Source organism: Pseudomonas peradeniyensis (assembly GCF_014268935.2).
In the GTDB taxonomy this organism is placed as follows: domain Bacteria; phylum Pseudomonadota; class Gammaproteobacteria; order Pseudomonadales; family Pseudomonadaceae; genus Aquipseudomonas; species Aquipseudomonas peradeniyensis.
On the sequence record NZ_JABWRJ020000005.1, the window covers coordinates 204,019 to 220,012 of the forward strand.

The following is a 15,994-nucleotide window of genomic DNA, read 5'->3' on the forward strand; positions in this document are numbered from 1 at the left end:
AACCATGGCGAGTTTGATCAATATCGGTATGTCTGGCCTGGGCGCCGCCCAGTCCGGGATGTACACCCTGGGTAACAACATCGCCAACGCCGATGTGGAAAGTTACTCTCGCCAGCAGATCGTCCAGAAGACCAAGGGTGGCCAGCAGGTCGGCCAGGTGTTCATCGGCACCGGCACCACGCTGTCCGATGTGCGCCGGGTGTACAACGCCTTCCTCGAGAACCAGCTGCGTTCCACCACGTCGCTGTCCAGCGACGCGAACAGCTACCTCAACCAGATCGGCCCGCTGAACAATGCCCTGTCCAGCGCCGATACCGGTATCACAGCGGCGCTCAAGAGCTTCTTCAGCGCGATGCAGGACGCCTCGGCCAAGCCCACCGAGGATGCCTCGCGGCAATTGCTGCTGACCAGCGCCCAATCGCTTGCCAAGCGCTTCAACAGCCTGTCGGCGCAGTTCAACCAGCAGAACAGCAACATCAACAGCAACATGGCGGCGACGGCCGACCAGATCAACAAGCTGACCGCGACGATCTCCGAGTACAACCAGCAGATCGTCAAGATGACCGCCATCACCGGCAAGCCCAACGACCTGCTCGACCAGCGCGACGGCGCGGTGCGCGAGTTGAACAAGCTGATCGGCGTGGACGTGGTCGAGCGTGACGGCAACTACGACATCTACCTGAAGAACGGCCAGTCGCTGGTGCTGGGCAACACCACCCAGACCTTGGGCGTGGAGCCCGCGGCGACCGACCCGTCGCGCATGAACCTGGTGCTCAATCGCGGCTCGACCAAGATGGACATCACCGACAGCACCACCGGCGGCGAGCTGGGCGGTCTGCTGCGCTACCGCAAGGACACCCTGGACCCTGCGCTCAACGAACTGGGCCGCGTGGCCCTGGCTGTGGCCGATGCGATCAACAGCCAGCTGGCCCAGGGCATCGACAAAAACGGCGAGTTCGGCGCGATCCTGTTCGGCGACATCAACAGCGCCGCCGCCATGGCCGGGCGCAGCGTGGCCAAGCTGGGCAACAGCCCTGGCTCCGGCAACCTCGATGTGAACATCAAGGACACCGGCAAGCTGACCACCAACGACTACCAGGTGACGTTCACCAGCGCCAACGAGTTCACCGTACGCCGGTTGCCCGACAACACCGAGATGGGCAAGTTCGACATCACCGCCAATCCACCACCGGTGATCGATGGCTTCAGCCTCAACCTGCGCGGTGGCGCGCCGATCGCCGGTGACAGCTTCAAGATCACCCCCACCCGCAATGCCGCGGCCAGCATCGAGACGGTGCTCACCGATCCCAAACGCCTGGCGATGGCCAGCCCGCTGACCGCTACCAGCGGCTCGGGCAACAAGGGCACCGGGCAGATCGGCCAGCCCACGCTGACCTCCGAGCTGGACATCTACGATGCCGCCCAGCGCGCCGACCTGCAGACGGGGCTCAAGTATTCGACGCCGGTCAAGCTGGTATTCGGTGACGAGAAGACCTCGCCGCAGACCTACACCATGTTCGATGCCAAGGGCAGCCCCATCGGCAGCGGCACGATCATCCCCGGCCAGGAGAACAAGCTGCAGCTGTCCGTGCCGATGGTCGATGGCAGCGGCAACCCGATCAACGACGCCAGCGGCACGCAGAAGAAGTTCACTTTCGAGATGAGCATCTCCGGCGCCCCGAAGGGTGGCGACAACTACACCGTCTCGCTGACCGGTGCCGGCTCGGCCGACAACCGCAACGCCCAGTCGGTGATCAACCTGCAGACCAAGCCCACCGTCGATACCGGTGCCGACGGCAAGGGCATCAGCTTCACCGATGCCTACGCCAAGCTGGTGTCCAACGTCGGTGGCAAGACCAACCAGGCCGAGATGGACAGCAACGCCACCCAGGCGCTGCAATCCTCCGCCCTGACCAGCCGCAACTCGAGCTCCGGCGTGTCCGTGGACGAAGAGGTCGGCAACCTGGTCAAGTTCCAGCAGTACTACACCGCGTCGTCGCAAATCATCAAGGCGGCCCAGGAAACCTTCGCCACTTTGATCAACAGCCTTTAAGGAGCCGTAGACCGTGCGCATCTCCACCCCGCAGTTCTACAACAGCAGCAGCGCCAACTACGAGCGCACCTTCGGCAACGTCAACAAGACGACGCAGGAAGCCAGCGACTTCATTCGCGTGCGCACCGCCGCCGACGATCCGGTCGGCGCCGCGCGCCTGCTGCAGCTCGAGCAGCAGCAGAACATGCTCGACCAGTACAAGGGCAACATCACCAACGTGCGCAACGCGCTGGGCAGCAGCGAAAGCACGCTCAACGCCATCGGCTCGATCCTGCAGCGCGTCAACGAACTGGCTGTCAGCTCCGGCAACGCCAGTTTCACCGACGCCGATCGCAAGGCCAACGCCTCCGAACTGGCCTCGCTGGAAGACCAGCTGTTCTCGTTGATGAACAGCAAGGACGAGAACGGCAAGTACCTGTTCTCCGGCTCCAAGGGCGATACCCAGCCTTACGTGCGCAACTCCGACGGCACCTACAGCTACCAGGGCGACCAGAGCAGCCTGATGCTGCAGGTCGGCGACATGCTCAGCCTGGCTGCCAACGAGACTGGCTACAGCGCCTTCGAGCAGGCGCTCAACACCAGCCGCAGCGAGACCCGCCTGACCGCTCCGGCCACCGATGACGGTCGGGTCAGCCTGTCCAACGGCCAGGTGTCCGGCAACACCACCTACAACGACCGCTTCCGCAGTGGCGAACCCTACAGCGTCCAGTTCACCAGCAGCACCGAGTACAAGATCCTCGATGCCGGCGGCAACGATGTGACCCTGGAAGCCAGTCAGGGCGGCAAGTTCGATCCCAAGGGCACCAACACCACCATCAGCTTCCGTGGCGTCGACCTGCGCCTGAAGATCAGCTTCCAGCCGGGTGATGAAGCCAACCCGGATGCGGCCATCGCCGGTCACAGCTTCAACCTGAGCTCCAAGGCCGATTCGATCGCCGGTACCCGCAGCCCGGGCAATACCTCGTCGGCGCAGATCACCGATGCGACCATCAGCGACCCGACCGCCTACAAGGCTGCGTTCCCGAGTGGCGGCGCGGTGCTGAAGTTCACCAGCGCCACCGATTTCGAGCTGTATGCCTCGCCGATGACCGCCGACAGCCGTCCGATCTCCAGCGGCACGCTCAGCGGCACCACGGCCACCGCTGCCGGTGTGACGTTCGACCTGGCAGGCGCTCCGAATGCCGGCGACTCGTTCGCGGTCAAGGCGGACACCCATCAGAACCAGAACATCCTCAACACCATCAGCCAACTGCGGACCGCGTTGAGCACCCCGCAGGACAATGATCCGGTGGCGCGGCAGAACTTCCTCGCCGCGCAGGACGCGGCGCTGGGCAATATCGCCAGCGGCATGAACCAGGTGTCGTCGTCGATCTCGGCCATCGGTGGTCGTGGCCAGGCGCTGGACGTGCAGGCTGAAACCAACGAGGCACTTGCTGGAGAGAACACCAAGACACAAAGTTCGATCCGCGAGAGCGATCCGGCCGAAGTGATGCTGCGCCTTGAAATGCAGAAGAACATGCTGCAGGCCTCGATGCAGTCCTTTGCCAAGATCGCCGGCCTGTCGCTGGTCAACTACATCTGATCCACGAAGCCGTCTCGTCCGCCCTTCGGCAGGGTGAGGCGGCTCCTCGAAGGTGCCATGGGCCTGACCAGACGCCCGGCAGGGCATCCAGCCCTGTCAGCGAACCTTTGCCTTGAGTGAGTCCCCGTGAGCGCACAACCCCTCGTCAGCATTGCCATTCCCGCGTTCAATCCTGAGTTTTTCCGCAGCACGTTGGCCAGCGCGATCGCCCAGGATTACCCGAATCTGGAGATCGTCGTATGCGACGACAGCCCCGGGGGCGAGATCGAGGCGATCTGCGATGAGCTGCGTGTCACTTCGCCCGCTCCCTTGCGTTATGTGCGCAACCCGGTGCGCCTTGGTTTCGCCCGCAACCTGCTGGCTTGCCTGACGCACGCCTCGGGCGAGCTGATCAAGTTCCTCTGTGACGATGACACGCTGTTTGCCGGCTGTATCAGCCAGCAGGCCAGTGTGCTCGGCGAGTCGCAGCAGATCAGCATGGTCATTTGCCAGCGCCTGTTGTGCGCCGCCGATGACGTGCTGTTGCCTTCACGCGCACTGAACTTCGTTATTTCCATGCACAGTGCAGTGCTGCATGGCACCGACCTGCTGGAAAGCGTCGCCGATGATGCACCCAACCTGTTCGGTGGCTTGAGCCATGCCTTGCTGCGCCGTGCCCAGGTCGAAGCGTATCTGCCCACCCTGGTGCAGGATGGGCAGGGTTTTTCCGCTCGCCTGGACCTGGCGCTCTACGCTTGCGTTCTGCGCCGGGGACAGCTGGCCAGCCTGGAGCAGGTGCTGAGCATGGAGCGGGTGCATCCGGGGCGTCTTAGCCATCAAGGCACCATGGTCGAGGCCTACAAGAGCGAAACCCAGTGGCTGCTGCAAATGCTTGCCGAACGCAATGCCGAGCCGGCGCCTGCCCACGGTTGGGTGCGCTACATGCCGTTGGCGGACTACCTGGAAAACCCGCAGCAGAAGTGGGACGAGCTCGACCTGCGGCGCTTCTTCGGGGCGCAGATGGCCAACTTCAACCAGCAGATCGGTACCCACAGCCTGAGTTTTGCCGAGCTGTACGCTGAATGGCTCGAGTATCGCCGGCTGTCCGCCGGGCAGGAGCGGCTCTTGCCCAAGCGTGTGGAGCAATGGCCAAGCCAGCCGGGAATCGCGGTGGTGGTGTTCTGTGAGGCGGGCGACGAAAAGGTGCTGCGTGCGACGCTGGACAGTCTCTGGAAGCAATCCTACCCGGCCCGACAAGTTCTGGTAGTGGCGCCTGAGGGTTTCGAGCGGCCGGTGGAAGAGCGTGTTCGTTACCTGGTGCGCGGCGATGCCGAGTTCATCTCGCTCAACCATTGGCTGGCTGACGGTCCGGCACTTGACTGGTTGTTCCTGCTGCGTGCTGGCGACTGCCTGCATACCCATGCGCTGGTGATCATGGCCGAGCGCATGGCGCTGCGTGGTGACAGCCTGTGCCTGTACATCGATGAGGGGGCCAACGACAGCCTCGCCGCGTCGGCACCAATCTTCAAGCCGGACTTCAACCTCGACCTGATGCGCAGCCTGCCCTACGTCGGGCGCCTGTTGGCATTCAATACTGCGGCGGTGCGTGAGCTTGGGGGCTTTGACGCCGGCTTCGAAGCCCTGGCGCCTCACGACCTGCTGTGGCGAATGATCGAGGCTCACGGCCTGCAGGTGGTCGAGCACATCCCTGAGGTGTTGGTGCAGTGCCGACACGGCTATGCCGAATGGCTGGCCGATCGTGCGGGCCATGTCCAGGCGCCGCGGGTTCTGGAGGCGCACCTGCGGCGCCTGGGTGTGGAGGCGCAGGTGCAGGGTATTGCTGGCAGCCTGATGACTCGGGTCACCTACCTGCACCCTCAGGTTGCGAGCGTTTCGATCATCATTCCTGCCGTTGGCGACCTGGCGGTACTGGTGCGTTGCGTCGAGTCTGTGCTGGCCAGTACCGAGCATCCCGATTTCGAGGTGGTGCTGGTCGCCGGCGCAGGGACGTCGGACGATGTTCTTGCCTGGCTCGACAGTTTGCGGAATCTGGGGAGCGAGCAATTGCGGGTGCTCGAGAGTGCCGCCCATGGCCGAGCGCAGAGCTTCAACGAAGGCAGCGTGCACGCTCGGGGCGACTATCTGCTACTGCTGGATGCCGGCTGCGTGCTGTTCGAACCGCAGTGGTTGTCCGAGCTCTTGCAGCTTGGCCAGCGTCCCGAAGTGGGGATGGTCGGGCCCAAGTTGTTCGACAACAGTGGGACCGTGGTCTCGGCAGGCCTGGTCCTGGGGATGCAGGCCACGGCGGCCAGTCCATTCCTGGGCTGCCCGGTGAACGAAGGCGGCTACATGAATAGGCTGAGCCTGGTACAGAACTGGAGCGCGCTGAGCCTGGACTGCCTGTTGGTGCGGCGTGAGCTGTTCGCCGAGCTGGGGGGGCTGGATACGGCCGCGCTGCAGGTATCGCTGCACGACGCCGACCTGTGCCTGCGGGCGCGGGCCGCGGGTTATCTGTCGGTGTGGACGCCGTTCGCGCGGGTGGCCAAGCTGGGCGCCCAGGCGGTCGAGGAAAGCTCGCCACGAAGCTGGCAGGATGATCGCGATGCCTTGTATGCGCGCTGGCTGGCCTGGGTGGCGAATGATCCGGCCTACAACCGCAACCTCAGCCTCAAGTTGCCGAACTTCAACTTCGACCCCGGATTGCGGGGCGGGTGGGATCCGTTCATCGCGCGGGCCATGCCGTCTGTCCTGGCGCTGCCGAGCAGTACCTCGGCGATCGGACACTATCGGGTGGTCCAGCCGTTCAATGAGCTGGAGCAGTCTGGCTGGATCCAGGGACGTATCGACTACAGCGCGCCGGGGCTGATCGACCTTGAGCGGGAAAAGCCCGATGTGGTGATCCTGCAGTGCCGCTACCTGCCGGCGAATGTCCGGGATATCGAACAGTACAAGCGCTTTTCCGGTGCGCGGCGGATCTACGAGCTGGACGACTACATCATTGATCCACCGAAGAAGAACGACCATGCGCGCAACATGCCGAGCAACATGCGCGAGCTGGTCAGCAAGGCGATTTCCCTGTGCGACCGGGTGGTGGTCTCCACCGAGCCATTGGCCGATGCGCTGTCCAGCATGCACCAGGACATCCGTGTCGTCCCCAACATGCTCGCCGCATCGCTGTGGAGCGAGCTGACCAGTCAGCGCCAGACCAGCGTGCGCCCGCGTGTGGGGTGGGCAGGGGGTACCAGTCACCGCGGTGATCTGGAGTTGATGCTGGATGTAATCAAGACCTTGGCCAGCGAAGTCGACTGGGTGTTCTTCGGCATGTGTCCAGAGGCGCTGCTGCCCTATGTCAAGGAGTTTCACCCGGGGATCTCGTTCGCGGACTATCCACGCAAGCTGGCCAGTCTCAACCTGGACCTGGCGGTGGCGCCGTTGGAGCAGAACCTGTTCAACGACTGCAAGAGCAACCTGCGTCTGCTGGAATATGGCGCTTGCGGCTTCCCGGTCATCTGCACCGATACCAAGGCATACGCAGGCTACCTTCCCTGCACGAGGGTCCGCGAGAACACCACCGAGCAGTGGCTGGACGCGATCCGCATGCACCTTGCCGACCCGATGGCCAGCTACCGCCAGGGCGATGCGTTGCGCGAGGCGGTCCTGCGAGACTACGTACTGAACGAACACCATCTGCAGCACTGGGCCAACGCCTGGCTGGCTGACTGAATCCTGGCGCCTGGCCAAGCCAGGTGCCGAACCCCTTGAACAGGTGCCCTATGAACGAAACAACACTCGGATCGCGTGATGAAGTGACCGTCGTCCTGCTCGGGCATGAGCAGGCGGATCACCGTGCTCGTGCGGCGCACTACTATCAGCGGGCTGGCGTGCCGTGCCAGGGCCTGACGCCGGCAGCGGTGGTCGATGCTGCCGCCCTGGGAGAATTGCTGGCACAGGTGGCGACGCCGTTCGTTTGCCTGGCGCTGGATGCCGATTTCGTCCTGGGTGCCGCGCTGGACAATGCGGTGCGGTACCTGCGTGCCCAGCCGGAGGTAATGGCCGTGCAAGGCCACGCCCTGGCCTATGCGCCCGGTAATAGCCAGCTGACCTACCACAAGGTGGGGGAAGCTTTCGCTGCACATCCCGGGGAGAGTGTGCTGGATCGCTTGCGACACTACGCGGACGCCGAACAGCAAGCCTGGCGTGCGGTAATTCGTACGCAGGCGCTACGGGCCGCACTGGTGTCGCTGCCGGAAGGGCTCGATGCTGCAGGCTGGCGGGTGGCTTTGTCCTGCGCAATCCTGCTGCGCGTGGCAGTCGCCCATCTGGAGCAGACCGATGTGATCTGCGAATCGCAGCCTGAGAAACTGTCCTCTGCCGTGCGCGAGGAGCGTATGGTCCAGACTGTGCGGGCTTTGCGTCAGTGGGGCGGCGGGCATGACGCGAGCGTCCTGTCCGCTGATGACGGCTTCGAGGCGCTCAATCGTTTCGTGCGCAAAACCTGGTGCCAGGGCGAGCAGCCGCTGCTCTTCACCTCGCGCTGGACCAGCGTGATCGATGACCCGGTGCGTTCGTTCGAGCCCGAGCAGCATGTGGAACTGCCTTATTACAATCGCCCGTTGTTCGATCGGTTGACCGAGGTGGAGTTCCTCTGTCATGCCTGGCCGACCGGCAAGAGTCATCGGCATGCCCTCGAGGGGGCCTGGGTCCGTCAGCGCGACCTGCTGCTGACGCACCCCAATGACACCCGTGAGAGCCTTCAGGAGCGTTACTGGAAGGCGCTGGGCCTGGGCCTTTTCAATGTCCAGGTGTGCCGCTCCCTCAACCAGGTGCTGACCGGTGAGGACAACACGCACCATGCCCGCGAGATGGGGGACTGGATGGCGCGGCTGCTCGGGGTGCCGGACAGCGAGACACGCCATTCCCTGCTCGACACGCCATCGGGGCAGGTGCTCGCGGCGATCGATGCGGCCACTCCGGATGAAGCTGCGCGCAAGCGGGTGCTGGCCCATCTGGCCGAACACCCGGCGCCGCAGATCGCCTTCGTCGTGCTTGACCTGAACAACGATGACCTGGCCTTGCAGGCAACCTTCGACAGCCTGTTGGCCAGCGGCGTGCGCAATTTCAAGCTGGTGGTGCTCAAGGCCGGCAAGCCGCCGGCGATTACCACCGCGCGGGACACCTTGCACTTCATCCAGGTCGCAGAGGGCAACTGGGTCTCGCATCTGAACCAATTGGTGCGCCAGTTGCCCAGCGAGTGGCTGCTGTTGCTCGAGGCCGGCGATGTGCTTCTTGCTGGCGGGCTCATGCGCCTGGCGGTAGAGCTTGCCCAGGCCCCGGCTTGCCAGGCCATCGCCGCCGACGAAGTCCAGCGTGACAGTGATGGGCGCCTGTTCGCCGTGCGCCGGCCTGGCAGCGATCTGGACCTGTTGCGTAGCCAACCGGGGCTCATGGCGCGGCACTGGCTGGTGCGTCGCCAGGCCGTGCTCGACCTGGACGGCTACAACGGTACCGACCCGCAGACCCTGGATTATGACTTGCTGTTGCGCCTGGTCGAGCATCACGGTGCAGCCAGCCTGGCGCATATGGATGACTACCTGGTGGTCAGCCAGCAACCTTCCTCGGCATCCACCGAGGAGGCGCGCAAGATCCTCAATCGCCACCTCACCCAGCTGGGCTATCGCCCGCAGATCAGTGAGCAAGGGGCGGGAGGGCTGGCGATCGAGTTCCGCCATAGCGCCACACCGCTGGTCAGCATCGTGCTGGCGGGCGAGGTCGAGCCTGCGTGGCTGGCCGGCATTTTCCAGCGAACCCGCTACCCGCGCTATGAAGTGGTACTGGCGCTTCCCGGGCAACCTTCAGCGGCCCAGGTCGAAGCGTTCCAGGCATTGGGTGGCCGACTGCGGGTCGTAACCGGCGAAGTCGGGGCAACGCATCGGCAACTGCTCGGCCTGGCGGCCGGCGAGGCACGTGGCGATTACCTGGTGTTGCTGTCGCCGCATTGCCAGGTCATTACCCCGGCCTGGATCGAATCGCTGTTGAACGAGGCGCAGAGGCCTGAAGTAGGGGTTGTCGGTGCCAGCCTGTGGGCGGCTGACGGTACGTTGGCGCACGCAGGCTATCAGCTGCTGGCCGGCCCCAACGTTCATGCCCCCTGGCGGCAACTGTCGCTCGAGGGTGCCGCCAAGGCCCGCTGGCCGCTGTCGGTGCGCAGTTGTTCCGCAGTCTCGGATGGTTGCCTGATGGTGGACCGTGAAGCCTTCGTGCACTGCGGTGGCCTGCCGGTCGCAGGGGATGTCGGCGTCGGCTTGAGCCTGGCGGTCGCCCAGGTTGGGTTGATGGTGGTCTGGACGCCTCGCGCGCAGTTGCTTGCCACGGACCTGCCGGTCCTGGGTGATGAGGCGTCTTCGCAATTGGCGGCGCATTGGCCTGAGGCTTTCCAGGGGGATGTGCAACTGGATTCCCTTGGCGCGGGTGAAGCGTCACCGTCCAGCAACTGGATCGCTCAGTTGGGATAATTCAACGCTATTGCATCTAGTGGTAGATGCATGGTTGTGGACTGTTCCTGGCAACCGACTTGCCAAGCATGGCCGCCTACGGGGAGTGCAGTTCTCCAAGGCGGCCATGTGTCGTTTCGAGGGGCGGCGGAGCGTCTTGAGTCCGTGCCCATTGCACAAATTACAGGTAACAGGAATTGGGGGGGGGCTGTGCATACCCAAGAAATAGTGCGCTGAATTAAAATTGCATAAATGCATTGTTTTTGAATGCGTAAATGCATAGAATTTCCTGGTTGGCACCTACGGGTGCCGGGGCGCGATCAATCATCTGTGATTGGCACGGAGCTCGCGCAGAAAACTCAAGGAAATTAAACGATGAAAAAAATGTTGAGCCGGATTTCGATCTTGGCCATTGCTTTTGGTGCGGCCCTCACCGTGCAGGCAGGCGAAGCTCCATTGGGATACTGGAAGCTGACCACATATCATGTGTCCAGCGGTGCTGTTGCCACTATTCAAATGGTCTGTTTCAAGCCCGACAAGACCTGGTATTCCACTACTGAAGCCAAATGGAATGGTGCATGGTTTGCCAACGGCAGTGAAATCCAGTGGTATGGCAATGTGCCGCTCGCCCATTACGGCAATGTCGCGACTATTGGTATCGGTGAGATGTCGACGCCAACCAGCATGTCGGGGAAGTATGCCGAGTGGTCGGCACCGGGGGCGACACCGTACAGTTTTGACAGGCATTACACCTATGCGCTGATTTATCAGCAGGCTGACTGCCCGCCGCCAAAACTGTAAATCGAAATCCGTAAAGGCCAGGTGCTATCAAGAAAGCGCGCCAACCAGTATCGCGGGTTTCAGTGCTTGGCGCATTGGGTGCGTCTGGTCATGCCTGGCATCCCGGGGCTGGCCGGCGGGGGTTTCGCTATCCGTCCGAAACCGCTTTGATAGCTGTCGGGTAAGGCCGGGAGGGCTGCGGCCCCTGTCGAAATCCATTCCGCGACTGTCTCCATGAGCGTCATCAAGGGAGCAAGGTGCTCCCTGCTTCCAGCGGGGCACGAGCTGGCGCGGGATTTGCAAAAGCCGGGCTACAAGCCCGGCTTTTTCTTGCCTGGCGGCGATTTATTGACAGGCTGAATGCAGTGCCTGTGCTGTGCCTATGAGGTTCGGGATGCAAAAGAAAGTGGCGGTGGTGCAATCGAACTACATCCCGTGGAAGGGGTACTTCGACCTGATTCGCAGTGTCGATGCGTTCGTTCTGTATGACGATGTCCAGTATACGCGTCGCGACTGGCGTAATCGCAATAAGATCAAGACCGCCCAAGGTGAGCACTGGCTCAGTGTTCCGGTAAAGAACCGCGGTCGATACGAGCAACTGATCAACGAAGTCGAGGTCAGCGAGGCGGATTGGGCGGCCAAGCATTGGAAGACTATCGAGATGAACTATCGGCGAGCCGCCTGCTTCGATCAGATGGAGCTCCCAGTTCGCACGCTTTACGAGCAAGCCTCCGAGGTCACTCGTCTGTCCTCCATCAACCAGCTTTTCATCACCGGCCTTTGCACTCTGCTCGGTATCGATACGCCGCTGTATCGCTCCGAGGAGCTGGGGCGTGGCAGTGAAGGCAAGAACGAGCGGTTGATACATCTTTGCCAGGCCCTTGGAGCGACCGAGTACCTATCGGGACCGGCAGCCAGCAGCTATCTGGACGAGGCTGCGTTCGCCGCAGGCGGCCTTGAGGTCTCGTACATGAGCTATGCCGGCTATCCGGAGTATCCGCAGTTGTTCGGTGGGTTTGAGCACGCGGTCAGTGTCCTCGACCTGCTGTTCAATACCGGTAGTGAAGCATCCACCTTTCTGGAGCGTCATCCATGAGCACAGATATCTTGCAGGGTGTGGCGGATTACTATTCGTCGCGTATTCGTGCGCATGGCGCAACTCCAGAAGGGGTCGACTGGAATGGCAGCGCTTCCCAGCAACAGCGTTTTGCCCAGTTGCTTAAGCTGGTGCCTGTCGAAGAGCAGCGTGCGGGCTTCAGTCTTATCGATGTCGGGTGTGGCTACGGCGCGTTGCTGACCTGGATGCGTGAGCAGGGAATGGCTGTGGATTATCACGGTTATGACCTGTCCGAGCAGATGATTGCCGCAGCCAGGCAGCAGCATCCGGCTGATGACGCAGTGCGCTTCGAAGTGGCCGAAAGTGCGTCGCGACAGGCGGACTATGCAGTGGCCAGTGGCATATTCAACGTTTGTCAGAACACCGCTCGCGACGCGTGGGAAAGGTACATCGCCGACGTATTGCGTGCGATGGATGCCTGCAGCCGCAAAGGCTTTGCCTTCAATTGCCTTACCTCGTACTCGGACCCGCCCTTCATGCGTGATTACCTGTATTACGGGGATCCTTGTTTCTATTTTGATCTGTGCAAAAGAACCTACTCCAGAGAGGTGGCACTCTTGCATGACTACGGCTTGTACGAGTTCACCTTGCTTGTGCGCAAGTCTTCCTGACGCGCCGCCCTTATCCCTCTTTGCCTGGAGAACATCATGCTCAAAAGCGGTTCCACTTCTGTCACCCAATCCAACGATAGCCAGCTCGACGCGCGCGAGCAGCTTTGGCAGGCGTTCGCGAACGCACCTCTTGATGATGCTGAGAAAGAGCGAAATCTTGGTTTGTTCATTCGTTCTGCGTCCTTGGCGCGAATGCTGGCAATTTCCGATCTGTACCGGGACATCGTTCGCTTGCCTGGCTCGGTGCTCGACTTTGGCACCTGGCGTGGGCAGAACGCCGTACTCTGCGAAAACCTGCGCGCCATCTTCGAGCCCTTCAACAAGCAGCGACGTATTGCCGCGTTCGACACTTTTGCGGGTTACCAATCCCATGCCGGCGACGGCAAGGTCGCCAACGTCAATTTCCAGGATGGCTGCTATGCCACCGGCAACGGGTACGCCGACTATCTGCGTCACTTGCTGAGCCTGCATGAAGGCATCAACGCACTGCCGCAGGTACCAGGCGGTCATCAGGTCGTAGAGGGTGATATCAAGGATACCCTTCCGCAGTTCATCGAAGAACAGCGGAACTTGCTGGTGGCGCTGGCCTTCTTCGATATGAACCTTGAAGGGCCGACACGCTTTGCCCTCGAGCAGATCCTGCCGCGTTGCCTGCCGGGCTCGCTGCTGGTGTTCTTCCAGTTGCAGCGCGATTTCCTGCCGGGTGAAGGCTATGCCTATGTAGCCGAAGTACTGGGGAAAGTGCGCCACGAGATCAAGCGATCGGAAACCTATCCGTCGCTGTGCATCGTCAAGCTTCTGTAAGGGGGTCACCATGTTTCTGATTGTTGGTAATGGCATGGTAGCCCTGGCTATCGCCGCAGGTTTGTCGCGTAGTGTTCCGGGCGAGTGCATTCAGGTTGTGGGCCCGGCAGCACGCCCTTACAGCGCCTCCATGGCGGCTGCGGCAATGCTCAACTCTTTCGCCGAGCTCGAGCCTGGCGCACTCGATCAGCCGCGTGATCGTCTGAAGTTCGAGTTAAGCCAGGCATCTGCTCGTCTGTGGGGAGATTTCGTAAAAGAATTCGATATTCCTGCTGAACACTACCGTCTGGGCACCGTGCTGATAAACAACAACGCATCCAACCGTTTCGAGGATGCCGCATTCGATGCCATCGCCGGTTATCTTGACGAGTTCGACGAGCCTTATGAGCGCGTCGATCCGCAGCTGGAACCCGCCTATGTGCCGGGTGAGAGCTATCGTACGCGCCAGGCTTTGTTCCTGCCGCGCGAGGGCGTGCTCAATCCGGATGGTGTGATCCATGCGCTGCAGGCCACGCTGGAAAGGCGTGGTGTGCGCTTTGTCGATGGCGTGGTGAAGTCGCTCGACAAGGTCAGCGGTCGTACCCGTGGCGTAACCCTCGAAGACGGGCGCGTGCTTAGCGCCGAGCGGATTGTGTTGGCCAACGGCAGCATGGCCACGCGCCTCTGGGAGGAGGGAGGCTGCATTCGGGTGATCAATGGCGTCGGCGCCACGGTGGTGTTGAAGAACCCGGGAATACAGGGGCGCTATGTCCTGCGCACGCCAAATCGTGGCGGTGCTTGCGGAATCTACCACGCGCCCTACCAGGGTGATCAGTTCGTCGTCGGTGCCACCAATCTGGTGACCACCGCCGACGAGCACTTCCCTCGCGCAGAGTCGGTGGCCGCGCTGATAAACGGTGCGATCAACCAGGTCAACCATCTGCACCGTACCAGTGGTTTCATTCGTTACAACTTTGGCTATCGTCCGCTGAGTCTCGATGGCTACCCGGTCATCGGCCAGCTTAACGACAACACCTTCATTGCTTCCGGCACTCGCCGTGATGGTTACCATTTTGCGCCATGGTTGGCCGACAACCTGGCGGCCTTGCTGCTGGACAAGTCGATTTCCTCGCAGGCCGGCAGCTACTTCGAATTCACCCGGCCGCAGCGTAGCGCATGGCTCGACCAGTCGGTGGAGGCATGCTGTCGCAAGTACGCGGCAGTCAAGTGCTCGGCACTGTCGCAGCACGGCTTGGATGCGGGGCATACCGACGCCGATCAGGCGCTGGAGCAGTATTACTACCAGCGGGCGCGCGCCTTCTTCGACAAGCATGAGCTCGAGCGAACAGTTCAGGTCGACTTCCTGGATGCCCTGCTGGGTGGCTACCTTTCCCTGTCGGACTTTGCCTGAAGCGTGAATACCGGAGACATGAACGTGAACAAGCAGATCATTCCTTTCAATAAGCCATATGTGGTTGGCAAAGAGCTGTTCTATATCGCCCAGGCGGTGATGAATGGTGGTATAGCCGGCGATGGGCAGTTCACGCGCTTATGCCAGGAATGGCTCGAGGTCAACCTGGGGTGTCCCAGGGCGCTGCTGACGCATTCGTGCACGGCGGCCCTCGAGATGGCGGCGATCCTGGCGGATATCGGGCCGGGAGATGAAGTCATCATGCCGTCGTTCACTTTCGTGTCCACTGCCAACGCTTTCGTTCTTCGCGGCGCGGTGCCGGTTTTCGTGGATGTGCGCGAGGATACCCTCAACCTGGACGAGCGCCTTATCGAGGCCGCCATCACCGAGAAGACCAAGGCGATTGTCGCGGTGCATTATGCGGGGCAGCCTTGCGATATGGCTGCCTTGCTGCACCTGTGCGACAAGCACGGTCTGATTCTCATTGAAGATGCCGCCCAGGCGATCCTCGCCCGGGAAAAGGATCGTGCACTGGGGACCTTTGGGCATCTGGGATGCCTGAGTTTTCATGAAACGAAGAATGTGATCAGCGGTGAAGGAGGGGCGCTACTCATCAACGATCCCAAGTTGATTGAGCGGGCTGAAATCATCTGGCAGAAAGGTACCAATCGCAAAGCCTTTTCCCGAGGCGAGGTGAGCAAGTACACCTGGGTGGATGTGGGGTCGTCTTTTCTTCCCAGCGAGCTGACGGCTGCTTTCCTCTATGCCCAACTAGAGCAGGGAGAGAGCATCAATATACATCGTCGCGCTTTGTACGAGTCCTATTACCGCCAACTAAAGCCTCTTGAAGCGGACGGTTGCTTGACCTTGCCTTGCGCGCCGGGTGGCAAGCCGGCCAACGCACATATCTTCTATGTATTGATGCGCAGCAACGAGGCGCGTGGAGAGTTGATCGCGTTTCTTCGCGAGCGGGGTATCCATGCTGTGTTCCACTACGTGCCCTTGCATGATTCCCCGGCAGGCCTGCGCTACGCGCGCAGTGTCGGTCAGTTGCCTGTCACTCAGGAAGTTTCTGCAAGCCTGCTGCGCCTGCCGCTCTATTCCGACATGACCATCGAGCAGGTCACTGAGGTGTGCGAGGCGATCTTCCAATTCTTCGCAGGTACGCAGAAGGCGTAACGGCCTTG

At 61.7% G+C, this 15,994-nt stretch carries 10 protein-coding genes; all 10 read left to right on the plus strand.

The window, feature by feature from the left end; all coding sequences use genetic code 11:
• Window positions 1–4 precede the first annotated feature (4 nt).
• The 10 genes from flgK to rffA all read left to right on the plus strand — a co-directional run bounded on the left by flgK (window position 5) and on the right by rffA (window position 15,986).
• Window positions 5–2,053: a flagellar hook-associated protein FlgK gene (gene flgK / locus HU751_RS25135; RefSeq protein WP_186734764.1), complete on the plus strand. Its 2,049-nt coding sequence runs from the start codon at window positions 5–7 to the stop codon at window positions 2,051–2,053.
• A gap of 13 nt (window positions 2,054–2,066) precedes the next feature.
• Window positions 2,067–3,635, plus strand: coding sequence for a flagellar hook-associated protein 3 (locus HU751_RS25140; RefSeq protein ID WP_186734763.1), 1,569 nt, complete (start codon window positions 2,067–2,069; stop codon window positions 3,633–3,635).
• 126 nt (window positions 3,636–3,761) lie between these two features.
• Window positions 3,762–7,337, plus strand: coding sequence for a glycosyltransferase (locus HU751_RS25145; protein ID WP_186734762.1), 3,576 nt, complete (start codon window positions 3,762–3,764; stop codon window positions 7,335–7,337).
• A 50-nt stretch (window positions 7,338–7,387) separates the two neighbouring features.
• Window positions 7,388–10,126, plus strand: a complete 2,739-nt coding sequence (locus HU751_RS25150) for a glycosyltransferase (RefSeq protein WP_186734761.1) — start codon at window positions 7,388–7,390, stop codon at window positions 10,124–10,126.
• A gap of 354 nt (window positions 10,127–10,480) precedes the next feature.
• A complete protein-coding gene (locus HU751_RS25155) occupies window positions 10,481–10,906 on the plus strand; it encodes a hypothetical protein (protein ID WP_186734760.1) in 426 nt (141 codons plus the stop codon).
• A gap of 373 nt (window positions 10,907–11,279) precedes the next feature.
• Window positions 11,280–11,981: a WbqC family protein gene (locus tag HU751_RS25160; protein WP_186734759.1), complete on the plus strand. Its 702-nt coding sequence runs from the start codon at window positions 11,280–11,282 to the stop codon at window positions 11,979–11,981.
• Window positions 11,978–12,613, plus strand: coding sequence for a class I SAM-dependent methyltransferase (locus HU751_RS25165; RefSeq protein WP_186734758.1), 636 nt, complete (start codon window positions 11,978–11,980; stop codon window positions 12,611–12,613). The genes HU751_RS25160 and HU751_RS25165 overlap by 4 nt, the downstream gene beginning before the upstream one ends.
• Before the next feature lie 36 nt (window positions 12,614–12,649).
• On the plus strand, window positions 12,650–13,417 hold the full coding sequence (locus HU751_RS25170; protein WP_186734757.1) for a hypothetical protein: 768 nt from the start codon (window positions 12,650–12,652) through the stop codon (window positions 13,415–13,417).
• Between the two features lie 10 nt (window positions 13,418–13,427).
• Window positions 13,428–14,807 (plus strand): NAD(P)/FAD-dependent oxidoreductase, encoded by a 1,380-nt coding sequence (locus HU751_RS25175; RefSeq protein ID WP_186734756.1) that lies wholly within the window; start codon window positions 13,428–13,430, stop codon window positions 14,805–14,807.
• 24 nt (window positions 14,808–14,831) lie between these two features.
• Window positions 14,832–15,986 (plus strand): dTDP-4-amino-4,6-dideoxygalactose transaminase, encoded by a 1,155-nt coding sequence (gene rffA, locus HU751_RS25180; RefSeq protein WP_217862554.1) that lies wholly within the window; start codon window positions 14,832–14,834, stop codon window positions 15,984–15,986.
• Window positions 15,987–15,994 lie beyond the last annotated feature (8 nt).

Bases quoted from the DNA above. Each gene is read 5' to 3' on its own strand.
- HU751_RS25165 (WP_186734758.1), top strand. From the start codon at position 11,978: ATGAGCACAGATATCTTGCAGGGTGTGGCGGATTACTATTCGTCGCGT.
- HU751_RS25175 (WP_186734756.1), top strand. From the start codon at position 13,428: ATGTTTCTGATTGTTGGTAATGGCATGGTAGCCCTGGCTATCGCCGCA.
- HU751_RS25150 (WP_186734761.1), top strand. From the start codon at position 7,388: ATGAACGAAACAACACTCGGATCGCGTGATGAAGTGACCGTCGTCCTG.
- HU751_RS25160 (WP_186734759.1), top strand. From the start codon at position 11,280: ATGCAAAAGAAAGTGGCGGTGGTGCAATCGAACTACATCCCGTGGAAG.
- flgK (WP_186734764.1), top strand. From the start codon at position 5: ATGGCGAGTTTGATCAATATCGGTATGTCTGGCCTGGGCGCCGCCCAG.
- HU751_RS25170 (WP_186734757.1), top strand. From the start codon at position 12,650: ATGCTCAAAAGCGGTTCCACTTCTGTCACCCAATCCAACGATAGCCAG.
- HU751_RS25155 (WP_186734760.1), top strand. From the start codon at position 10,481: ATGAAAAAAATGTTGAGCCGGATTTCGATCTTGGCCATTGCTTTTGGT.